This window comes from Alienimonas chondri (genome assembly GCF_013036045.1).
Classification (GTDB): Bacteria; Planctomycetota; Planctomycetia; order Planctomycetales; family Planctomycetaceae; genus Alienimonas; species Alienimonas chondri.
In genome coordinates this window covers 23,164-49,197 of sequence record NZ_WTPX01000013.1, presented here as the reverse complement: position 1 = coordinate 49,197, position 26,034 = coordinate 23,164, and the positions used below count along the sequence as shown (strand labels likewise).

The 26,034-nt window shown below is 64.6% G+C and carries 1 protein-coding gene; it reads left to right on the top strand.

Features of this window, described 5'->3' with window-relative positions:
• The first annotated feature begins 315 nt into the window (after positions 1-315).
• Positions 316-26,010 carry a polysaccharide deacetylase family protein gene (locus LzC2_RS03530; protein WP_315854519.1) on the top strand — a complete coding sequence of 8,565 codons (25,695 nt, stop codon included), beginning with the start codon at positions 316-318 and terminating at the stop codon, positions 26,008-26,010.
• The last annotated feature ends 24 nt before the right edge of the window (positions 26,011-26,034 follow it).

Below are 26,034 nucleotides of genomic sequence, written 5' to 3'. Positions count from 1 at the left end.
GGCGGCGAACAGGGCCGAGGCCCGCGGAGCGAACCGCCGCCCCCAAAAGCGGGGGAAAAAGTGTGAGAAGACGATGCGAGCGAACTGATTCCGCTGACGGTTCCCGAAGTCCGCCGCGTGCTGGCCCGGCTGGTCTGCACCCGCCGCCAGTACAACGATGCCGTCTTGACGGTGGTCGAACCGGCGACGACGCCACCAGCGTCTAGCCCTACTCAGCCCCTACCCGTCCCCGGCCGCCTTCTTGTAACTGTAGTACTCACTCAACCATAATCGTGGCTCGCAAATCACTCGTGATCCTAATCTCGCGATAGGGCAATGCGACCAAGATATCAGGAGCGTCGAATGCGAGTTTCTTACTGCGGCTCGAGAGGTCGAACTGGCGTCTCGCTTGTATGGTTCGTCTTTGCCCTGATTTGTGCGTGCTCCGTCGCCATTGCAGGAGAGCGCCGCGTCTTGAAAGTGGGCTCTTCAGGCCCGGACGTCGTATTTCTGCAGAAGTCTTTGAACGCGATCTTGTCGCTGGACGAACCGATCGCCGAGGATGGGGATTTTGGGTCTGATACGAAGACGAGCGTCGAGACGTTTCAGCGAAAAGCGGGACTGCCGATCGACGGTGTCGTGGGAGAGAACACTTGGCCGCTGTTCGAATCGTCGGTCCGTCGCGCGTTTTCGTCCGAGGGGAGCGTCGACTACCAGCCGTCGGCGGAGACGGGAAAGGTCCTGTATCTGACGTTCGACGACGGGCCGGAGCCGGGCACCGAGGATGTGCTCGCGATATTACAAGCCGAGGACGTGCCGGCGACGTTCTTCTTGGTCGGCGAGTACGCCGCCGCCTATGGCACACGGTCTGGGGAGGATCCTGATCTTCTCACAAGACTCTATCGCGATCCTCGTTACCAGGTCGCCAACCATAGTGATAGTCAGTCGCACCAATTCTACTCGAGCTTCTATTCGGACGGGCTTCGCCTGAACGCGCAGACACTCAAGCCCGACGCTCAGCCGGAGAAGCCGGCCGTGCGGCGATCAGTGTTGATGGATTTCGAGTATGGCTCGGCTTCTTTGACGACGGTGTTGGCGGGGATTCCGGCCGAAATGCCGCCCTATTCTCACGATTATCGTGGGCGGTTCGATCGGGACCGCCTGCAGGGGTATTCACGATTTACGACCCTGCGTCTCCCGGGCCGCAACACATGGCGGTTGCCTGGCATCCGGGTGACGAAGTTCACACCCGACGAGATCCCGGGACTTTGGGATTCCATCGAGGAGGCCGACCGGCTCGAGACCAACGGAAGTCGAATCTACGGCTGGGACACCGAATGGAAGATGGACCTCGAGGGCGACGGCGAAGTCAAGGAAATTGCCGATTTGCAGCGGGCCAGCTTCCTGGCTGGCGAAGACGGATTCGTCAATATGTTCACCCCGCAGACGATCGATCTAGACCGTCCCCTGGATACCGTCGACGAGCTGCTGGCGAAGATCGACGACGCCGAACCTGAGGTCGAGGACCGGATCATCGTCCTCATGCACGAGCGGGCCTTCCGCCGGTACAAGTCGGGCGAGGAGACCAAGTATGCGGACCAGTTCCGAACGTTCGTGCAGGACTGTAAGGCGGCGGGCTACCGGTTCGATGTCCTCGCCAACTACCCTAGTGCGGACGCGACGCCGGTCCCGCCTCGTGAGATGAGCCCGTCAGAGATCCGGATCCTGGATCTCGACGAGGATGAGAAGTCCTTTGCCCGGCCCCTAACGGCCGCCGAGATCGAACACATTGATTGGTCCGACTTCAGAAATCCGGGGAGTCTGTTCATCGACGGCGAAGTAGTTAATCACTCCGACCATGCGTTGCTGGTCTACGGACCCAACCCGGGCCCGAATCGGAAGTACGACAATTCGCTCTATGTGCTGCCCGCCGGTCGTCGGACCGTGTCGAACTGGGACTTCGACGGAGTCTATATCCCGGCGGATCGGTCGGCGACGCCCGCCACGGCTTCCATCACCGGCGTGACGCCGACGTCGCCCTTCGCGGCGAAATCGAAGAACAACGAAGTCTGTCATGTCGACGAGATGACCGACACCGAGATCCACCTCCGGATCTCTGGCGTCCTTTCGGATGAGAAGGTCGACGTCGTCCGAGAGACGGGCACGCCGATCGGCCCGGGAGAGCAGAACGCGAATTGGTGCGTGCCGACCGATGCGACGGCCTGGACGCAGGATTTGGTCGATCGACTGGCGGACGGAGAGCACGTCGACGCGACGCTGACATGGAACGCTGCGCCGGGGTCGCCTCCGCGATTCGTCCTGCCGGAGGAAGTCGCACCCGGAGCGGAACTCAAGGCGACGATCGCGACCACGGCGCCCCACACCGCGACGATCGTGTTGACGCATCATCATGACGATGCGCCGGCGACGGGCGACAAGATCGAGGCGGAGCCCAATACGCCGACAACGCTCTTCACGGCACCTGTTCTTAGTGACGAAACCTATGAGTTCTCGATCGATGTGACGTTCGACGGTTCGCCGTTGGAGATGTTCGGGATCGCGTCGATGGCGAAGGACACTGACGACCAGTGGGCGATCAGCTACGACTTCATCGACCGAGGACTGGTCACCTATCGCAGCGAGGGGCACTCCGACCGCACGCTGCGGATCCATCATCCGGTCCGTTCGGGAGAGCCGGTGTCGGAGAGCAAGTCCGGGGTGACCTTCGGCCGGGGCTACGACATGGGCTCTCGCTCCGCGGAGCAGATCAAGGCGGAATTAACGTCGATCGGATACGACCCAACGGCGGCGGAAACACTCTCGGCTGCGGCGGGCATGACAGGTCTCGAAGCCGATGCGTTCTACCGCCAGCATCGCGACGATGATTCGCTTCTCCTGACTCGGCCGCAGCAGCTCCGATTGTTCAATCTCGTCTACTCCCAGGGCGCCACCTGGACCGAGTCTGACGGGACCGTGCGCACGAGTCCATCGTACATCGATCAGACGATTGCGATTTATAACAGGCGGACCCGACATGTCGACGGGACGTCCAAACCGGGCAAGACGCCCTGGGAGGAATTGCACCCGGCGATCCAGGACATTCTCGCCGACTTCATCTATCAGGGATGGTCGGGCGAGCGGCCGATGACCAAGGGGATGCTGGGCGATTTCGACACTCTCATTCATTACATCAAGACGACGCGGAATCTCAGTCGGGACGAACCGGCACGAGGTCGAGCGCCCTACCTTGAACGATGGAAGCCGAAAGCGGAGGTGTTGCCCACGCCATGGGTGCGTGCCCAGGACATCGTGGGGCTTGACCCGCTGGGAAGACCGATGACCCGGACCGGGTCCATCCAGCTCACGGGGCTGACCGCCGCAGGCGAAGCCGGCGCGACGTTGTTCGTCCGGCGACGTCTGGCTGAGAAAGTGTGGACCGGATGGGCACCGGTTGATCGGGATCCAGCGAAGACCACGGCGAACGTCGCCGTTCTGCCGTCGGCCCGTTATCAGTACTGCCTTGCGAGGCGAGAGCCGACGCTCCCGTCGGCCCGGGTTCTGGAGCTATCCACGGAGGACCTGTTCACGGGAGACCTCTCGCCGATATCCGTCGACGGGCTGCTTTCCCTCTCGGCCGCCGACGAAGTCCGTCGGGTGAACCGGGTGAGGATCAAGACCGTGCTCACCAAGGCGAAAGGGGACGCCGAATTCCACGAGATCGCCACGGGCGACGATGGGACGGCCGGTCACGCTCACTTCGTTCTCGACCCGGCCGGCTCCTCGGCCGCCGATGACGGAGGCTATCTGATCCGACGGGAGCGGACGGCCGCGTCGGCCCCGCCCATCCGCGTCCCGGAGTACTATTTCGCTCCGAAAGTAACGGAGCGATCGTCGACCGATGGACCGGGCCCGCCGCTCCCGTTCGAAGGGGTCGTCGGATTCGTCGTCGAGCGAGAGCTTCTCGATCCGGCGACTGGCGTGGCGACCTGGGAGCAGCTCCGGCCGCACAGCGGGACCGAGCCGACCTTCACGGTCACGGTCCACGCTGGAGCCCGCCGACCGCTGTTGACCGGCACACATGGCGTCGACGAATGGGGCGATGCGGACGTCTCGATCTTCCGGGCGACGCTTCAGCAACGGCTGCGGTGGCTCGGTTACATCGGCGGCGATACGCCCGACTGGCTAGTCGTCGACGGCAGGCTGGATTCGCGGAAGGCCCTCCGGGACGCGTTGACGCTCTGCCGGGCGGCTCACGAAGTCGAGCCCCCGGCCGCCCCGGGTGAAACGGCTCCCGATGCCGACGATTTGCTCGTCCTGCGGGCCGATCGGCGCCGCGACGACACGACGGCACCCGCCTGGAACCGACTTACATCCGGGTCCGGAGCACCATCCTTCGGAACGTCTTGGCTGCGAGAAATCCTTGGCGACCCCTCGCTGGCCTCGTTCGGAGGCGTGACGCTCGAACGCGGGTCCGACGAATCGGGCCGGTTCGTGCCGATCGGCGGCGGGCCCGCGATCCGCGATAACGGGAATGTCGCGATCGTCGCCTGGACCGACGCGGCCGATGAGATCGGGTATCTTAACGCAATTGCGAAGGTCCACGTTCGCCCGTTTCTCGCCGTCAAGCTGGTCGTTCCGACCGGGATCCGGGCCGACCTAGAGCCGGAGGTTCGACCCCTCGTCACCGAGAGCGACGAGCTCGATGTCCAAGCGCAGGTGCGGATCATCCGCCAAGCGGGGTCTCCGATCTCGGCTCCGGGGATCGAGGACGTCGCAGCCCTGCTGCAAGACGACCCAGTCCCGGTTCCGGCGACGCTCGCAACCCACCTCGAGACATTCGGGCAAGCGGTCGCGGCGTCGCTGACCGAGGCGAGAAACGACGAAATCATCGAGGCACTGGACGAACGGCTGATCACGGTCACCGACGAGACCGTCGAAGCGTTCAAGGTTGCCCTCGTCAACGAGATCGGTTCGCTCAAGACGATTGTCGCGGGGGCGGAGGATCTGGAGGACTTGCTCGAGAAGACCGACCGCGTCGACTACGATCCCGCAACGCGAGTCGTCTCACTCCGATTGCCTGACGCCGCTCAGGCCGACGTCGAGGCAACGTTCCGCGTTGAGACCATCGGCGCGGTCGACGAAAGCGTCGTCGACACGATGCTCGACCGGCAGGGCCGGGTCGCCCTAAGAGCCGAGGTTCCTGTCCATCTGCGGGCGACCTGGGCGACCGAGGCGTACCTGGAGGTTCAGCTCGACGAACTGGATCGCTTCACGGTGAAGATCGAATCGGCTCACGCCCGCCTCGCGATCGGTCAACCGCGGGCGTTCGGCCAGACCGATTGGCGATTCGGGATCCTCGGCCTGGCGGCACCGACAGTCGAGGGCCTCGGCTACGAGATTAACGTTCCGATCGTCTCGCTCAATGACGGCGGGGGCGTCACTGTCGCCTCCGAGCAACTCGCGGCGGAGTGCGACGCGTTTCTTGGCCGGGCCCTTCTGGCCCTCGAGCATCCCCTCCCGCCCGACCCGACACCGGGACCTCCGGGTGCGGACGACCGTGTCCGCGTCGGCGAACTGGTCGTCGACCTCGACGGTACGGTCAACGGCGGCCCCCATCCGATCCAAGGGCTCCCACGGGGAGAGACGCGGTTCGAGCTCTGGGTCGATACGGCGGTCGAAGCGGACGCGAGGGTTCGATTCGCCCACCTTTCGCCGGGTCTGCTTGCGGATGTGGTCGCTTCGCTCGACGCCGGGACCGTACCGACGCTGTTCGAGAAGGAAAAGGATTACGAAGTCGACCAAAACGGGGAGACCGCCACGCTGCCCGGTCGAACGTCGTTCCTCTTTCCCGACAAATACAAGCCGCCGGCGGTCGTCGATGTCACGGCCGATACGCGTTGGCGGCTGGTGCTCGATCCCGAGGACGGACAGGACCTGCCTCGGCAAGAGTTCGATGTCCTCATCATCGACGAGGAACCGCGGATCTACAGCGTCTCTCCGACGATTACCAAGTCTTATGTGATCCTTCCGGAGACCACCGAGGCGGGGCGGACGCTCGCCCCGCTGAAGCGGACGACTCAGGAGATACCGCTCAATGTGCTGGACATCGTTGCGGAACGGCTCGAAAGCGGCCTAGCGAAGAAGCGGTTCCCGCTCACCGACGTCAAGCCATCCGATGTAATCGACCTTCGCAGGTGGCTTCAGTTCTCCGTCATCGATCGGATGCTCTACCGGGCGGTCGAGTGCGAAGCGATCGCGGGCGAGGTCTGGCCGTCGACGATCGCCTTCACCATCCACGCGGATGACCGCGTCGTGCCGATCGAGCTCACGGTGGACCCGCCGCCGTACACGGACACCCCGCAACCGGAGGGCGAGTACGTCGAACGGCTCAACGACGCACTCGGCTCCGCGCTCAACCGGGTCGGTCTTGCTCAGACGCTCTGGTTTGGCTTGGCCGATCGGAAGGGAAACGCTCCGCCCCGGTTGCGACTGCTCATCAACCGACAGGCACCGCTTGCCCGGCTCACCATTGAACCGAGGACTGGGTGCGAGGCCCTCGGCCTGAAGTCGATCCGCCGGACGGGTAGCCCCTTGCCCTCGGACAGGGATCTGGCGCAAGAGGATCTAACGTTCCTCGCGGTAATCACGCCGGCCGGGCCACCGGTTGAGGTCGTCGTGCCCCACACGACAGGAAACGTCCAGGAAGTGGAGTCGCGGATCGAGCAGGCGATCAGCAATTTACCCGATGGTGAGGCCAAGACAGCCCTTGAGGCACTCCAGTTCGAGCGACGCGACGGACGGCTGGTGATCACCACCCCTCTGACAGGAAACGCCCCGGTCTCATTGTTCGAAACGGATCAGCTCGGTTTCGTCGGCGGCCTCGCCGATCTGCGGGCGGTTGATGATTTCGCTTCGCCGACGCTGGGGAGCCTGCGCTCGTGCGTTGAGGATCTCTCGGGGGGGCGGCTTACGATCGCGTACGAACGGCAGGGGGGGGCGGATGCGGCGCTCACTTTTTACGCTAAGGCGGTCCGTCCTGAGGACGCTCTCGCCGAAGAGCCGCCGCTGCCGATCGAATCGGCCCGCATCACTTTGCCTCCTGACAGTCCATTCGACCGCCTCACCTTGCAGGGGGGCCTGGCCGCATCGTTCGAAACGTCCCTTAAAGCCAACTTCTCGATCGCGGTCCCGCCGAAGCCGCCGGAGGACGGGCACGACGCGGACGACGGCATCGAGGACGGACCGGCCGACTCGCTCGCGATTTCGGACGACGCCGAAGATCAGGAGGTCTTCCTGCGGCCGTTCTGTGGGGAGATGAGAAAGCGGATGGAGCATCTTTTCGGCTTGCTGACCGCGTCCCATCGAGATGCCGTCCAGGTGAGGGTGGCGCTCACCGGTCACGACCCGGAGACGCCATCCGACCCGCCGACCGCTTTCGACGTGCCCTTGGGGGATGTCCACTCCGCGGAGGAGATCGCCCAGCGATTCAACGAGACGGATCCGACCGGACGGCTGCACGTCGACTTCGACGGGGAGCGTTTTACCTTCCGGGACAGGTACGTCGCGACAATCGACTGGTTCCCTCTGATGGAGACGACGCCGCTGTCGATCACCGCCCCGGGCCAAGCCCCGGATCGCGACGCCATATTCGACACGCTCATGCTCTCGGCGATGTTGGCACTTCCGCTGAAAGACGTCGATCGTGACGGCCTTCTGGTCGGCGGGTCGCTGCTTGCCGAGCGGGGAATCTACGACCTGTCGTTCACAGGAGAGACGCTCGCGGCGTGTTCGGGACGACTGAAGGCCCAGAACGTCCAGGGGCAGGCCGAGCTCGGTTTGCTGGACCTCGGCCTCGTTTTGACAGCGGACGCCGAGGCCGACTTCAGGGCGATCATCGATAACGAAGGAGTTGCCTGTTTCGAGGGCGACGGCAATGTCGCCATCCGGGGAGAGGCCTGGGTGTCGGAGCAATTGTTCGAAGGCGATCTCTGGCGGACAGCTGCCGGTCTCGACCCGGGTCTCAAGGCCGCTATCTCGCAGTTCAACGAAAAAGCGACGATGGGACTGACGGCGGACTGGGACGGCAAGACCGAGATCGAACTCTCCGAGGACGCGATCCTTGGGGGATTGGGGGACCGGGATGCCCTGTTGGACAGCTTACAAGCGGGCCTGAAGGATCTGGCCGATCTTCTTGATCGCTACGCGGCGATCGAGAAGTTCTCCAGTCTCGACGAGCTCGACGGCATCGGGCTGCGGCTGGGTGATCTAATCGAGATTCAGGATGTCTTCGCAAAGTTCCAGCGGACGGTGGCCGCTCGGCTGGACCAGCCCGACCTCATCCATGGCGGTCGCCTGGTGCGCTCGATGGACGATCTTAGCGACGTGTTCGTAGAGGCAATCGAGGACGCACTGGGGCAGGCGGGACTCGGCGAGGCGCTGACGTTTCGCTTCGACTTGGAGACGAACTCGCTGATCTTCACATACACCCGCGCGAAGTCCGAAGATCGAAAAGCGAACCTGAACCTGTCTGTCGACGTCGGCGGCAAGACCTATCCTCTGATCAATGCAGGCGACGATGGGCGGGTGAGAGCCGATCTGACCGCCACGTCTCGCCTGACATTCGGCATCGACCTCTCGAAAGCGGAGGGCGCGGACGAGATCCGAGGCGTCTTCATCGGCTGCAGCGAAGTCGACGACGAGCCGACGGACGCGACCGCCGACGCGACGATCACGCTCCCCGCCAACGACATGGGTCTGATCCCGTTCGAAGCCGTCATCGGACCGTTCCGAGCGACGTTGGGAAATCTCAAATTCATGGGCACGGACTCCGACGGAACCTGGTCCCGGGAGTTCAAATATGTGCTCGAAGACCTAGACGGCGACGAACTCGGCCGTGCCGGCCTTCCTCCCCGGATCTACGACCTCGACACGCTTGCCGATATCGACATCGGCAAGATCAACGCCGAGCTTCCCGAAGTCGGCTTGGATTTCGACCTGGACGATCTGACCTTCGACGGACGGGCGACGCTGCCTGACCTCGACCTGCAATTGCTGCTGGCCAATCTGGGCATTAGCTGGGACCGTCTCAACGCCGAGCTCGAGGAGGCGATCGAACGCGCCCTCGGCGAACAGGATATTCCCGTCCTCGGGCGGGCCAAGCTCGACATTCTGGAGGTATTCGAAGGACTCCGGGGCGCCTTCGAGGACGACTGGCTGACCATGGAGGATATCGATCCCGCTGATCCAAAACTGGAAGAGCGGATTGCCGAACGTCTTGAGGATGCGATCTCCGAGGCGCTTTCCGGGACTGGCGCTGAGGTCGGCGAGGTCGACGTAACGATCGCCGACGGGGAGCTCAAGGGCGTCACGATCCAGCTCCGGATCAAGAAGACGATCGCTCAGGAGACGGAGCTCGACCTCGGGCTCGAGGGGATCGGCATGGTCATGTCCCCGCCGCCCCGGGTGACGCTGAAAGCTTGTCTGACCGTAGGCTCACTGGACGAAAGTGGGGTAGGAAATGGTTTCGCGACGATCGGCTTTGATGAGACGGGGGTCTACTTCGAGGACGTGGCTGTCGAGTGCGTCGCCAAGGCGATTATCCGCCATGACGGCGACGAGACCACGTCGGATATGACGACCGACTTAGGGTTCCTACGCTTCGACACGCGACTTGCAGGCGCCGAGGACACGACCGACTGCTCCTGGAACGACGAGACTGTCAAGAACGGGGTCCGAACGCGGGCTCGACTGATCCTGGCGAACGGAAAGGTTGGCCTCGGGGGGCTCGTCAACAATGCCCGAGTTCCAAGTTTCGAGGCGCAGGCGGGTTTTAACGTGAAGCACTTCACCAGTGACGAGATCGCCCTCGGCGGCGAGTTCAGCCTGCCGCAGTTCCGGACATCTTTCACGTTCACTTGGTCGACGGGCGAGGCCGAGACGACAGTGAAGTTTGGCCAAGTCGAGATGCAGGTCGGTCAGTTCGTCGACGAGTTCGTCGAGCCGATCTTCGAAAAAGTAGAGGCCATCGTCGAGCCGATCGCGGACAAGGTTCAGGAGATGAGACAGCCCTTACCTGTGATCTCGGATCTCGGTGGGGAGGTCAGCCTCATCGATCTGGCGATGTTGCTAGTTGACGGTGGAGTTGACGGTGAAGAAGCCAAGTCGCTCAGGTCGTTCTTGGACGCCCTCGACGAGTTGGCGACCTATTCAGATCGAATCACGGCTCTCAGGTCTCACATTCCCGCGGATGGCTGGGTAGCCATAGGAGGATTCGATCTCGATTACGAGGCGGCACGCTCGGAGGGAGCGGCAGGCACGCTCGAACCGAACAATGTTCAACTCCTCGAATCCTGGAAGCAGACGCGGCGCCAACTGGAGAAGGCGGCCAACGCGTCGCGACCGGCCAGCGGTCCGCCTGCGACACGGGAGGAATTCTACCTTCGTTACAACGCCGGACGGTTTGCGTTCCCCTTGATCGAAGACGTCAACGGGTATAACGACAAGAATCAAATCTTTCCCGTTAGTACGCCGCACAAAGTGATCTTTGGGCTGCTGTTGGGCAAGGACGCGACACTGTTCGAGTATCGGGTCCCCCGGGTGCGGGCAGGATTCGAGTACGGGCAGTTCTTTCCCGTCATCGGCCCTCTGGGAACGCGGATTGGCGGACGGGTCTCAATCGAGGGGACGCTCGGCGTCGGTTACGACACCGCCGCAATCCGTCAGCACCGGCCCGCCCATCACGGGTTCTATATCAACGATCGACTCTATCCGGGCGGACTCGGTCCGGACATCAACGAACTCGCCATCCGGATGGGCCTTTTCGCGGCAATGGAAGTTAACGTCGCCGTCGCCCGGGCGGGGGTCGAGGGCGGCGTCGTCGGCGAACTCGGACTCGATCTCAACGACCAGTGCACGACGGACGGCTACCAGTCAGGCGACGGGAAGCTGCACTACGAAGAGTTCGAGAACAAGAGTTTCGATGAACTATTCACGGCCAACTCGAAGGTCGAGGCGTACCTCCGTGCCTATCTCGAGGTCGGCTTCGAGACGTTCGGCAAGTTTCACTGCGTCATCTGCAAGAGTTACGAGATCGGACGGCAGATCCTCTTCGCGCTCGAGCCGCAGCCCGGTTGCGGCGAGTCGGAAGACATCCTCGTCGCGAGATCGATCCCGGTTTTGCCGGTCGCGATGCGGGTCTTACGAAATGCCGACAATCCGCCGTCGGCGACGGTGGATGGAAGCACGTTGACGATCACCAATCAGGAAGACGCCAAGCTGGAAATCCGCTACTCCCGCGTTCGCGACGACAACGGGAATATGGTTCCGCTGGTGACCATCCTCCGGTATCTGAGCGGCGGCAATGAAGTGATCCCGGTCTGGAAATCCAGGAATCAAAACATTGATAAGCTGGTGTACGTCGGTCACGACGAACCCGAAACGGTCATCTTCGATGCGCGTGTCCCTTACGAACTGGATATCAGCGGTCGGGGTGGTGACGACGTCCTGATCGTCAACAGCCGCGACAACGCCGCGATTCGTATCGACGGCGGCCTCGGTCAGGATGTCATTATCGGCTCCAACGCAGTCGGCGATCTGCTCATCGGCGGCGGCGGGAACGACAAGATCCTCGGACGTGGGGGCGACGACTGGATCTTCGGCGATGGCGACGACGACGAACTCTTCGGCGGGCCCGGCGTGGACCATCTCCACGGTGATCAGGGCGTCGACAAGATCGACGGCGGTCGCGACGACGATTGGATCTGGGGGGGGGATTCCGAGGACCGTATTTTCGGCGACCGCGGGGACGACCACCTCTTCGGCGGCGGCGGGGCCGATCGGTTGGGCAGGCCGTTTACGATCAATCTCCCGCCGCAGGAGGAAGCCAAGCCCTACTTTGCGTTTCTTGAGGACCCTGATTCCGCCGATCGGCCAGAATCTGGTCGGGACGTGTTGGTCGCCGGAGCGCTCCGCGATGTCACGCCAATCGCTCCAGCGAACTTCCCGAATCGGGTCGCTCACCATGCCGCCAACGTGAGCGCGACCGAGCCGCTCCGCAACAGCGACTGGGTCAAGGTCAAACAGCGTCCGGACGCCTTCCAGCGGACCATGACGGACTTCGTCGTTGAGGACGATGACACCGTGGGCACGGAGATCCTCAACGGAGGACCGTCCGGCGACTTCCTCATCGGCTCCGGTCGGGACGACGTGATCGAAGGCGACGACGGGGGCGACTGGATCTGGGGCCTCGGCGGCAACGATCGACTTGCCGGTCAGTCCGGCGGTGACGTGCTCTTCGGGGGCGAAGGCGTCGACACGATCTCCGGTGACGGCGGGAACGACAATCTCGTCGGAGGGGGGCACTCGGACTTCCTCTACGCAGGCTCACTCCCCACGGGACTGCCGGAGAGTCCGGACTCCCTGATCGTGGAGAATGGGCAGTCGATCAAGTTCCGCGAGCGTTTGACCGAGTTCGACACCTTCTTCCCGGTCGCGGACGACGACGTCGGACGGCAGGAGCTCTTCGGAGACGAGATCGTCTGGTCGACCGATGAGCTCCACGACGCATCTGATGCCGGGAACGACATCCTCGTCGGCGGGGACGGTCCGAACCTCGTCCTTGCCGGCAATGGAAACAACACGATCCGGACGGGACGCGGACGGGACGTCATCCTCGCCGGGGCGTGGCGGACCGAGCCGGTGGACTGGGAGGCCGAGCAGCAGGATGACACGTTGCCAGCCCGGGACACGCTGCCCCCGCCTCGACAGTGGGTCGCCGGTCGGCTGGGCAGCGCAAACCGGGTCCATGCCGGCTCGGGCGGCAATGAAATCCACGGAGGCAACGGCGTCAACCGGTTCTGGATGACGGGCGTCGATCAGGGGACCGATCCGGCGGCCAGCGCCCGGGAGATTAACATCATCACCACCGGAGCGGCGCACGATCAGATTACCACAATCGCCGACGCGAAGCCGTTTCCCGCGCTTGATGAGTATCAAGCTCGGACGGTCGAAATCGAGGTCTCCCCATTCGAGCCATGGGTGGAAACGGCGCATGCGTTTCTCTGCATGATCGACGTCGGTGGCGGTAACGATCTCGTCATCAGCGGCAACGGCGACGACTGGATGCTGGCCAGCCCCGGTCCGGACGGCGTCGACCTCGACGACGAGCGGGACGTGATCTTCGCCGGCGACGGGGACAATCTGATCGACGTCGATTCCGGCGACAACTTCGTTCTCACCGAGGGCGACAGCGAGACCTACAACGTCATCATCGCCACCGGCGACGATGATGTGATCCGCGCAGGTGGTCAGAACGACTTCATCCTCGCCGGCAAGGGGAACGATTGCATCTTCGCCGGGGACGGGAAGGACATTGTCGTCGCCGGACGGGAGCGTCTCGAAACAGGGGAGAATGATCGCGACATCGTCCACGGCGAAGGGGGCGACGACATCCTTATCGGCGGGCAGCAGATCGACATCCTCGATGGCGGCGAGGGCAGCGACATCCTCATCGGCGGTCGCCCCGAATTGCAGCTCTCACGGCAAGCGAACGCCATTGAGAAGTTCTATGAGCTCGCTCGCGGTCTCCAAAACGCCGGGGCGTTTACCGCCGCCGTCGACGCGGACGCCCCCCTGGGTGAGGCGAAGCGGGAGTTCATCGATCAGTTCGAGGCGATCTACGCCGCCTTCGAGGCACAGAAGGAAAACCGGGCGGACCTAAATTTGGTCGAGGAACGTGGGGCAGAGCGGATGAACCGGCCACGGTACACGTATCCCAAAACTTTCCTGAAGCACCTGCGGGAGTCCGTCTTGGGAGACGTCGGCGACGGGCCCGACCGTCTCCTCGGAGGCCTAGGCGACGACTGGCTCTTTGGTGGCAACGACGAAGACCACCTCTACGGCGGGGACGGCAACGACTACCTCGACGGCGGAGCCGGGGCCGATCAGTTACACGGCAATTGGCCGACGCCGGCCCAAGCCGAGATGAGCGGTTTCACGGACCTGCCCGGGTTCTCGTATGACTTCGCGGCCCTGGTCGCCGGCACACGGACCGGGGAGGGGACGAACGACGACGTCCTCCTGGGCGGGCATGGTCACGATATGCTCTGGGGCGGCTGGGGGATCGACCAGCTCTTCGGTGACGAGGACGACGACATCCTCCATGGCGATCAAGGCATCCTCATCGAGACGCCCACCGTCGAGGCCACCGCCGAGCGTCGGGAGAGCATCGCGGCTGACGGCGGCGTTCCTGCCTGGCTCGTCGAGGCCTTCGCTGAGCACCAGATCGAAGTCGCCAGCACGTCCCGTCTGAAGGTCTGGCGGAGGGACAAGTCGGGTGCGCCCGATCAATGGCTGATCGTCGGAGACGTGTTCGGTCACCGCCTGCTCAGGATCGATTCGTCCACCTCCAGTGAGTCGCCCCGGTTCTCGATCCGAGAGCTCCGTCAGGGAGGCCAGCGGCTCTGGGGCGGGGGCGGTGTCGATCTCATGTTCGCGTACTCGGGCGAGGAGGATCGAGAGTACGACCGCATTCGCCGGGATCGGTCGCTTCGTCCGGAGGACGATGACTCTCCGTTCGCGGCGACCGACTACCCAGCCGGGGACGAACTCCGCGGCGGCGACGGCGGCGACTTCCTCTACGGCTCCCTCAGACGGGAGCTCCTCATCGGCGATTCCCTCGAACAGCCCGGCGCCGGCGCGGACTATCTGCACGGAGACTTTCTGACAGCCGGGTACGAGATCAACCGCGACGCGGGTTGGAGCGGCGGGGCCGACATTCTGTTCGGCAACCGCGGCAGCGATCAACTTTTCGGCGGAGGCGGCGACGATGTGCTCTGGGGCGGTGAGGACAACGACTGGCTCGAAGGGATGGCCGGCACCGACAAACTCCGCGGAGGCAGCGGACCAGACCATCTCGTTGCTGACGTGGACTCACGCTATTACTACGACAACGAGATCGGCGAAGGAGGCGACTCCCCCGCGATCGAGCAGACGATCGAGGACATCGATGGGCACCGGGGGAACATAACGGCCGGCGATTCGCTCGACGACGCCGTCGACATCCTCCTCGTGCAGGGCGACGCGACGTTCTCTAACCGACGGCACTCGAACAATCACGAACACGACCGGATCGTGATCGGCGAAAGCGATCCGGACGTCTTCGAAATCGATTACACCAGTTTCAGCGAAAGCGAGAGCCACGGCCTAGACGAAGTCGACTGCAACGACGACACCGGGCCGACGACCGTCCGTCGCGTCCCGGTCCCCCGAAAACCCCGACGGTTCAAGATCCGTTGGCGTCCCCGATCCGACGAGTTGCCGGCATACATCGAACAGGTGCAAGTTGCCGGTCTGATGGGCGACGACCGGATCTTACTGGACGTCTCAACGAAGACCGCCAACCATGCGACCGAGATCGGCGAAGAAGTTCCGACCGGCCCCCGGCCGCTGAAGATTTGCTTCTCGGTCCTCTCCGGCGGATCGGGCGACGACCTGATCGTCGGCGGCGGGGCCCGTGATCGGATCATCGGCGGGCCAGGCAGTGATATCCTCTTCGGCTTGGGGGGCGACGACATCCTCTGGGGCGACGTCACCGAACGCAAGTCGGACGAAAGCCGGTCGGACGACTTGGACTACCTCTTCGCCGGCGGCGGGAACGACGATCTCATCGCCGGAGTCGGCTCGAACAGACTCTACGCATGGTCATTCCATCCTCTGGCGTCGAAGCCCTTTCCACATCGGGTCCGGGACGGCCCGACGCCGACAGATCCGGACGCGTGGCGGGAGGCCGTGCTCGCCTTCCTCGACGACGAAGTGCAGATCAAGGCTCGGGAGGCACGCGGTCTCGGCGTCGAGCCCGAACGGACTTTCGGCGTCTTCGAAAACGCGGGGATTTTCGCCCCCGAACCGCAGACCGGCTTCGAGCTCGAGCGGACCGGCCTCAATCGCATGCTCGGCAGCGACGATGAGTCCGCCGTCGACCTCCTCTTCGCGGGAACGGAACTCGATTTCCTCTTCGGGCGGGCCGGCGAGGCCGATCAGATCATCGGACGCGACGGGACGCCCTTCCAGCCGACCGGCGACGTCGCTCGAGACGATCTCTGGAAAGAGTATGCCAAGACGACCAAGGGGGCTCTCTACTTAGCGACCTCAGAGATCGACGATCGGGTGGAGATCGGCTATGTCGTCGACCCGACGTCGCCTCACTTCGGCGAGCACTCACTGCGGATCTCGACAGCGGGCTCGGAGGACACGCGGTTCTCGGTCGAGGCATACGAGTTCGCCGGCGCCGACGGCCGTCCGCTTGACCGTCAAGGGGGACAGTACGTGGACCCGTCGGCGCTGCTGATGTCCCGGCAAGATCATGTGCCATCGCTCCTCGAGGCGCGGGCGACCGGTCTCGAATCCGATCCGGAGAACCAGGCGGCGAAGGCCCGCTTCCAACAGGGCGGATCATTCGACCGCGTTGCCTCGTCGGGCGGCGTCCCCCAGCGAATCAGTGCCTCACTGGCCCGCCGAGAGCTCGAAACCGACTTCCTTTTCGACGAACAAAAGGAGAAGTTCCTCGCGATCATCATTGATACCCTCGCTGGTGATGATGAGGTCCACATCGGCGAAACTGTCGAGAAGACGGTCTGGGTCGACGCCGGCGAGGGTCACGACCTCGTCCGCGTAGCCCCGACCCGCTCGTACGTTCCCGACGCGGCCGAACGGTCGCGGGCCCGCCTGATCGCCGAGCAGACCATCACCGAGGAAGAAACGAAGGACTGGCCCGGCGGATACGTCCGATATGCCCTTCACGAAGATCCCGACCGCGTCCTCCACCGGATGGTCGCCAACGACACGCCGAGGCTGGCGTTCGATCTCCAGACGATCCCCCACAGCCAGCACTTTCAGAGCCTGACCCTGGACAGCCCTTTCGGCGAGCCGGACGTCGATTGGTATCGCTTTCGGCTCGCTGAGGATCTCCATCTGGGTGAGGGGGACGAACTTGACCTCGTCGTCACCGATCGGCTTCACCGGACGCCCTTGCGGGGAGAACTCTACGACGAGTCGGTCGAAAATCTTCTCTGGTGGTTCGACACCCCGGTGTCGGAGAAAGTTGCCGATGGGGAACGTCGCCCCGACTCAGATCCGACTTCGCTACCGGCCATCGTGGACTGGGCTGACGGGCCGCTTCTGCGGGAGAGCGATCATCTCCGTCTGCTCGAGATCCTGCGCGATCAAGACATCGAGGCGCTTGAGGAATTCTGGGATCCGATGGTCGATCGCTGTCGATTTCCCGCGACCCTCCGTCTTCGGGGCGACGTCGTGGAGATCCGTCCCTACGACGAGCGCCGCTGGGCCTTCTTGGCTGGCAATCTTTGGACCTGCGTCGTCTCGTATCCTGACGGCAATCCGCCGAAGCTCCGTCTGAGTCACCGTCAGTTCAACTGGCCGGCTCTCGGCTGGGTGGAGCAAAACGGGATCAATCCGGCCGCGATCGATGAGCATCTCCGGTCGGGCGATTTGGATCGTGGACTGCTCGTCCTCGAGGAGATGGCCCGCTGGAGCGGCCTCGGCGGTCGCCTGAGACCGGAGGAGATCCGATCGATCGAACGCCTCGGCGAGAACCGGTGGCGACTAGCGGACGATCGTCACGCGCTCGAGTTGACCGTCGAGCGGTCTCGAGTGAGCTTCCGTTACGGACGGCGGGCGTCGTACTATCTCAAGGTCGCCGCCGCGGACCGCGAAGACGGTCCCAATACCAAGCTTGCGGCCTATGACATCCGCTTTCGGCTGCGGAACCATCCCGACGCGACCGAGGCAGTGGGGGGGGCGTTCCCGCTCGGATCACTGGATCGGCTCGAGCGGCTCGAGGGGCTGACGCTCCATCGCGGCGACGTGGCCGCGTCGAGCGACATCGCCGACGAGCCCGCGACCGACGAGCCCGCGACCGACGAGGACGTCTTCTCGTTTATGCTCCCGGTCCATCTCCACGGGACGTCTCGCCTGGAACTGGTCACGGTTTCGCCGTACGCCGATGAGATCGTCCTCGAGCTTCGCGACGTCGCAGGAGCGGTGCTTCATACGACCGAGGCGGGGGAACGGACAGTCGATTTCTCCGCGATCCAACTGGGCACCAAGGAACAGTTCGAGCTGCGGGTGGGGCTCCGCGAGCCGGAGGATCCGGCCCCGACCGATCCGCCTCCCGCCGGCCCGCCTGCGGACGTGACGCCGGAGGCGATTGCCTACGCGCTCGTCCCGTCGATCGTCTGGGACGGTGAAGTCGCCGGCCGCCCGAACGCCACCCCGGCGACGGCCGTCTCGATCACGGGGTATCAAACGATTCCACGTTTCGGACCGTATCAGCTCGATCGTCTGGAAACGGAGTTCTTCTCCGTCGATGACGACACGCAAGGCTCCCTGGCGACGATGCTCACGGATGGGACAGTGCCGCCGGCGTTCGTCGCCGAGTTCGCTAACTTGGAGAGGTCGCTCCCCGCGGACGTCCGCGTAACCGTCGTCGAGGAGGGTGTCCGTTGGCGGATCCAGGCCGCCCCCTCGGTTTATCTCGTCGAGAAGGAAGGTCTTCGCCTGACAGTCCGCGAGGGCGGTTGGTCGCCCGGATACTTCCGGATCACGTTCCCCGAGAAGCTCGAACGATCTGTCCCGTTCGTCGTGCAGGTCGCCAATTCCGGGCCGATCCCTCCGCGGCTGCGGCTGGAATTCTGGCAGGCCGACCGCGACGATCCGGACCGCCTGGGACGGCTGCTGACTACGACCGAGACCACGACCGAGCGCACCCACGCCGTGCTCGATTTGTCCCGAGTGGACCTGCTGGAGATCCGGGCGGCGACTGCGCCTCGTGAAGGTCTCTACCTCGCCGAGGATATCGAGTTCGAATTGCTGCTGGACGGCAAGCCGTATCGGATCGTCGTGCCCCGCGACGAGGCGGCGGCGGCGACTCAACCCGAATCGCTCGAAGAGCGGCAGGACGACCTCGTCACGAAACTCGAGGCCGCGTTCGCCCAGGCGACCGGTCCGGACGGGCGTCCGCCCGCCCGCCCGCTCGATCTGGAGGCCCGGTTCGAGGACGGGCGGCTCGTCTTCGCCGTCCCGCTGACGCGGGTCGACGCCCAGCGGATCGCCGTCCGCGACGGCGAGGAGCTCGGCTTCGTCCGGTTCCGCGACTTCGACGCCGTCGACGGAGGCGAGATGCTCGCCTATCAAGAGGCCCGCAAGGAGCAGGCCCTCATCAAGGGGAACTATTTTCTCCGCGTGCAGGTGCTCAATCCCGAGGACCATCCGCAGGCGGTCGAGCAATTGCTGCGGACGGATCCGGCCGAGCATGACCGCGTGCTGACGGTCCACCAAGTGGGACCCGGCGACGTGCAGTACAGCTTGACCTCATTGGCAGCCAACGACGAGAGGTTCGTCCTCGATCTGTCGGCCGCCCGGTCCCGAAATCTGTCCGGACGTCCGAACCATCGCCGGAAGGATGTCATCCTCGGCGGTCCGGGCAACGACCGTCTCCTCGGCGGGTCGGCGGAGGACTGGATCTTCGGCGGCGACGGCAACGACGTCCTCTGCGGCGGACTCGACGGCCAGGCGTCGGACCTCCTCTTCGGCGATGACGGAGACGATCTCTTCCAGCTCGTCCCCGACGAACTTCCCCGTCATCGGGTGTACGGCACTTCCTTCGATCCAGCCACGGCCGACCTCCTGTTCGGCGGCGAGGGTCACGATCGCGTTTACTTCCTCGGAGGCGACACTGTCCACGCGGCCGACGCCCAGGATGCCGGCGAGCGGATCCGGGACTTCATCGCCCTCGGCTACGATCGCTTCCTGGGGCGGCATCGGCTGATGGCCCTCGTCTGGGACACGAACGCCCGGCGGTTCGTCGGCACACGCTTCAAGCCGGCGGAGGAGGATTCGGTCGTCAAGCGGTACGACGAACGGCTCGCCTTCTTCCAAGTCCAGGACGTTGAAGGCACGCTCCTCGAGACGCGAGGCGGAGCTGACGTCGTCCATCTTGATCCGGAATACTTCCAGCCCACCTTGGGCGGAAGGAGCTGGGGCATCGCCCGGGGAGACGTCCAGGCGGGAGCATCCGCCTTCGCCCATATCGAAGTCCGGACCGGCGACGACCGGGACGTGATCTACGGTTCCGCCTATGCCGACGTTCTTCTGTCCGGCGACGGGGGAGACTTCGTCTTCGGAGGCGAGGACGACGATCGCATACTCGGCGGCGACGACGACGACGTCCTTCACGGCGGAACGCCGACTGGGAGGCGGTCCGATGTCGGGGACGACGTTCTCCTTGGCACGCCCGACGGATCGTCGTCGACCTGCTCGCGAGCCGACCAGGCATTGCCGTACAACTTCATCGCCACGCTGGCCCATCCCGCCCTCGCCGCTTTTCGGCCTGCCGGTTTCTCGCTCGGTCGGACAACCCCCGCGGACGAGATGGAGCCGCGCTCTCTGGAGCAGGCATTCGCTATCGAGGGGGACGTCGACGGTCGTCTCGCCCGGCTGATCCCGATCGGCGACCTCAACGACGACGGTTACGACGACTTCCTCGCCGCGGGCGACGGGTCAGGTCGAGTCCACGCTCTCTACGGGCCGATCAATCCAGGAAATCTGCACCGGGCCCGGCTTGATCCGACCCTCGATCCGACGACCGGGACGCAACTGCTGCGGCTCAACGGGCGGGACACCTCTCTGGCGATCACGGTCGACGACCCGTCCGATCTCACAGAGCTCGCCCGGCGATACTCGATCGCGGGCCAGAGTCAGGCCGAGTTGCTTGCCGGCGAATCGGTTTCCCCGGCCAGGCGGCAGTTCGAGGACGGCCCGATCGCGATGGTGACCCGACGCGGCGATCGCCTCGTCGTGCAAACGTCACGCTACAACGAGTGGCGAACGACGTGGGCGGATTGCTTCACCGTGCCGGTGTCGTCCGTGAAGTCCGACGCCGTCACGCCGGAGGATGTCGTCGTCCATGCGATCGAGTACGACCATAACGCCGACACTCGCGAATTCGTCGTCTGGATCGTCACACCGACGGAGGACGCTCCGGTGATCGGCTGGGTCGTGAAGGCCGACGGGAGCGGACCGCTTGCCCAGTTCCGCCACGACGACGCCAGGGCGACCGACGTACGCGGCTCCTCGACGCTGGGACGGCGCCTCGTCGGCGAGACGATGGACGTCACGCCGCTCGATAGCCGCTTCGAGGTCCTCGTTCCCGGCGACGTCGACGGCGACGGCCGCGAGGACATCGTCCTCGGCGACGCGTCCTTCGTTTCGATCGACGGCCGGACCGTTGGCCGAGCGTACCTCCTCGCCAGCCACCCCGACCCCGACCCCGACGTCACGCTGCGATCGCTCGAGACCGCCGATGCGGTCTGGGAAGGCTTCGGGCTGGGGGCCTCGCTAATCGCCCTGAACGACGTCGCCGGGAAAGACTTCGAGCGCGACGGCCTAGCCGACTTCGGCATCACCCGCAGGGTCGAGAACACCGACGACGACGATCTGGCCGCCCGCGGCTCAATCTTCCTCGTCCGGGGCTGGGAGGGATTCGGTACCACCCGATCCTACTTTGCGATTGATAAGGAGCGGCTTTCCGGCGAGCGGCAATGGCCCGCGACGCCGAACTCACAGGTCTTCGGTCAACTTCGCGACGACGTCGAGCTCGGCTTCCGCACGGGACGGCTGACGGCGACCGCCGGCGACGTCGACGGCGACGGGCAATGGGATCTCATCGTCTCTACCGTCGGCGTGACCGCGTCCAGCGGCGAGCCGGTCGATCACCATGGGAAGGTCTTACTGTTTCACAGCCTCGGCAAGCGGTTCGAGAAAGAGGCCGCCGGAGCGGACGCGGCCGTTCCCACGGTCCGGCTCTCCGAGCACACGGGGATCGTCAGGACTCTTCCGCTCAGCAAGAAGCCGGCATCCGACGCGTCAGGCCAGAACACGCCGATCGCTACGGCTTTGGAACTCGACGGCTATCCGCTGTTCGACCTCGACGGAGACGGAATCGACGATCTTGCCGTCGGCGACCCCCTCGCGACCAGCGGGCTGGGTGCCGAATCGCAGACTCAAAGCGTCGGCCGAATTTTCTTCGCCTTCGGCGAGCCACGGGAATTTCGTCGTCCGCGACGCGGAGGCGAGACGCTCGCCAATCGCGATGTGCCAGGCCTCGGTCTGTTCGTCGTCCATCCACCGACGAACCGGCCTTTCGCCCACCAGTTGGAGATGGCCTACGCGGACTTCGCAGACCCGGAAACTGTTGACTTCGTCCCCGCGGAGGCGTGGACGCAGACGACGACTTCGCTCTTCGCGACCGACGCCTCGCGACGTCAGGTCGCTCTGCTTCGCCGGACCGCGGTCGGTCCGTTCTACGAAGCCCGCGTGCGGCTTCGCCCCCAGCCGGGCCCGTCTCGGAACGGCTATATCGTCGTCGAGTATCGACCGCACAGCGACTGCGTCGATCCCAACGACCGCACCGCCCGCGGCGACAAGTACCTCCTCGCCGGAGTGAACCTCACCGAGCAACTCTTCGAGATCCGGGACCACCTGGGTCGGCTCTCGGCAACCGTTCCGATCGAACCCGAACACCTCGTGGCAGGTCGGTGGTTCGATCTCCGCGTTCGGGTGACCGACCGGACCGTCACGCTCTACGCCCGTCCGCTCGACGCGTCGGGTCTCCCGCTGTCGCCGTTCGGTCCGCCGAAGCTCACACTCGACCGTCTCCAGCATGTTGTCCGCCTCCAGGACTTCGATGAGGCGTTGTTGACGCTCCAGATGATTGAGTCGGAAGGATTCGGCGACGAAGCCCTCGGCACGCCCGGCTGGAACGATCTCTTGGACGTCATGCAACGTCCAGCGACCGATCAGACGCCCTGCATAGTCCGCCGCGACGGGGCCGACTTCCGACTGCGGTTCCTCGGCGAGTCGCGGTCCCACGTCTTTCGGCCGGTAGAAACGCTTGGCGGAGACGCCAAGCTGGACGTATTTCTCGACCCGCCGCTGCAGGTACCGACCGTCGCCGGCCGCCCAGGCGTGATGACCGATCGCAGCCGGACCGAGTTCGCCGACTTCGCCGTGCACGAGACGGAGCGCTGGTTCACCTTCTCGACGCTCGGTGACGGACAACCCGGCGATTACGTCAAGCTGAGGGTCGACGAGGCGTATCAGCCCGAGGCCGACTCCGACGGCCCGCTCCCGGTCTACTCCGGCTCAGAGCCGCTGCCGGCGAAAACCTATTCCACCGCCGAGATTCACCCGGCGCTTGGCCGACCGGTCCTCCCCTACGGGGGCGAATCGCGAACCGCCGACGCTCTCGTCCAGCCCGACGGGGGCCGGCGCTACTTTGTCGGCGGGCCAGACGACGCCGTCACGGTCTGGCTGTTTGACCTCTCCGCACTCCAGACCCATCTTCCTGCGTTGGAGCGGGAACTTGCCTCGGCGCGGCTGTCGTTCCGCTACCGGACGTCCAACAGCGGAAAGCTGTGGCTGGATTGTCTCGCGGAAGAGCCCTCCGGGACGGATGACCTCGATGCCCGGTGGATTGACAACGACGCGCCGACCCTCGCGACGATACCGACAGAGCGGTGGCGACGCCGTGGCCAGACCGTCTTCCCCGGCGAGAACGATGAAATCCTCTTCGACCTCCGCCCGGTACTCTTGGACGCGCTCCGCTCGGGACGAAATCGTCTCGCGTTCCGGCTGCGGGGCGAGGGCATCGACCAAGCGATCACGATCGCGAACTTCAGCGACCGCCCCGAGTCGTACCTGAAACTGGAGGTCATGACGCGGGCCCGTCGAGGGCTCCGCTTCGACCTCTTCGCGGCCGATCGCCAAGTCCGCCGCCTCCGCTCGGGGCTGACCGTCAGCGACATCCGCGATCTCGCCGCTGGGACCTACGCTCTTCGTGTGCACGATCCGTTCGATGTCGACGCGGCGCCCGATTGGTCCGGGTCACTCGCCTACGAGATCGAGATCGCCGCCCCCGAGGTCGGCGCCAGCCATCCGCCTTCCGATCGCGACGTCATCGATGGCCAGCAGGGGCACGATTATCTCGAAGGCAACGGGTTCTTCGACAATCTCGCCGGCGGCGAGGGCTTCGACTACTTCAAAGCCGAAGAGGGCGAAGTCGTCGACCTTCATCACTTCACTGCGCTTCCGACCACGATCCCGGGGGACGTTCCCGCAATTCAGGAACGGCGAGTCGACCCGGACGATCAGGACCTCGTCGTTCAAGCGAACCTACCGCGCCCCCTCGACGAATTGGTCGTCTTCGCTCCCGGCGATCCGCTGCGACCGTTGATTGCTCATCAGTTGGGAAAGACCGTCCTCGTCGCCAACAGCCGGCCCACCGATCGGCTTCGAGTCGTGGAGCCGATTATGGTCAGCGATTTCGTCCGCCTTCAGAGCCTCAACGCCTCGTCGGTGAGCGGTCTCGACTCGATCGAGATCCTCCAGTTCGCGACGCACCTTGAAAGGCTGCTCATCGCAGGAACGGATATCACCGATCTGACGCCGCTCTACCCCGCGCCTCACCTCGCCGATCCGCGGCTGGCCCGCTTCGGAGAACTGGGAACGCGGGAGCTGCGACACCTCGACCTCGATAACACGCCGATCGACAATCGCGGCAAGCACCCCGGCGACGGCACGCTTCTCGACGCTTTTGCCGTCATTGGGAAGCAGGAGTCGCTCCTCTATCTCAGCGCCGATCGCCTGCGTCCGTCGGACGGATCGCAGACCCGGTATGCCTTCTCTCAATTTGACCGCGGTCGTGCCGCTCTGCCGGGTCTCCGTTTCCTCAGCGCCGTCGGCAATCGGCTCGATTCGCTCGAAGGTCTGTCGTTGACATCGCCGAACCTCGCCCCGCTGGAGTATGCGAACCTCAGCGACAATGAATTAACCGACGTCGTCGACCTGGCCAACGTGCGGACCCTCCGCTGGCTCGAACTCCGCGGTAACCCCGTGGACGTGACGTCGATCGTCGGGCTCGGCGTGGCCGATGACGCCGACACGGCCCGGACCCGCCTGGAAGGTCGCTGGACCTCGACCTCGAACCCGGACGCATTCGGCGACTCGTTCAGCCAATCGGACGACGCTGCCGCGGTTGCTCGATTCGACCTCGGGCCTCTCCGGGCCAGACAGGTCGCCTTCGATCTGACCTGGCCCTCGGCGTCCGGCCTCACGCCCGAGGCGGAGGTGACCGTCAAACTCGGCGGCGACCCCGTCTTCGCCTGGACGGCGCTCGAGTTGACGGACGATCCCGCCGCGCCGAGGGCGATCCTCCACCGGGGCGACCGCGTCGCCAAGACTGCTGAGGACGTCGAACGCTGGGTCATTGCCCAGGGCTGGGAGGCGCCCCAAGTGACGGAGAAGCGGTTCTCCGTGGATCTGACCGACCGGCCGACCGGCCGAGTCCTTGACGACGACCGATTCGGGTTCGACATCTCTTCCCGACCGTTCGGCTGGCGGTCGCTCGGGACTCTCTCTCTGACCGAGGCCCACCTCGGGCTGAAGCTTGAGGCGACCCTCGTCAATCGCAGTGACAGCCAGCCACTCGTGGCTGATGCGATCGTCGCCCGTCCGGTCCCACAGATCCTGAAGTTCGCCGACGCGACCGCCGTCCCCAATTTCGTCGCCGTCGGGAGTCGGTCCGTCCCGTTCACGATCGGACTGGACGTTGAAACGTCGGCTCCAGCGAACCACCACAACGCGATCCGACACCGCGTTCTCGGAGCATTGGCCGCGACCTACCAAGGGACCAGAGACGCTCGCCGGGGCGGACAGCAGACGATCACCGCCACCGACATTGTGACGCTCCTTGCCGAGTTCCCCGAAGTCGACCGCGTGACGGTCACCGAAATGCGTCGGCGGGTCCATCCTCCTCAGAGCCCGGCCGCACTGAAGACGGCTCGGCTCGGCCCCCTGAACTTCGCCAGCGAGGAGTTTCCGACCCTCACCAGCGACACAGCGTACGACGGTCTGTCGGTTCGCCTGCTCCCACCGAAGCCCGCCCCGCCCACGAAATGAACCCAAGTTCTTAGCCTCCAAACC

Bases quoted from the DNA above. Each gene is read 5' to 3' on its own strand.
- LzC2_RS03530 (WP_315854519.1), top strand. From the start codon at position 316: ATGCGACCAAGATATCAGGAGCGTCGAATGCGAGTTTCTTACTGCGGC.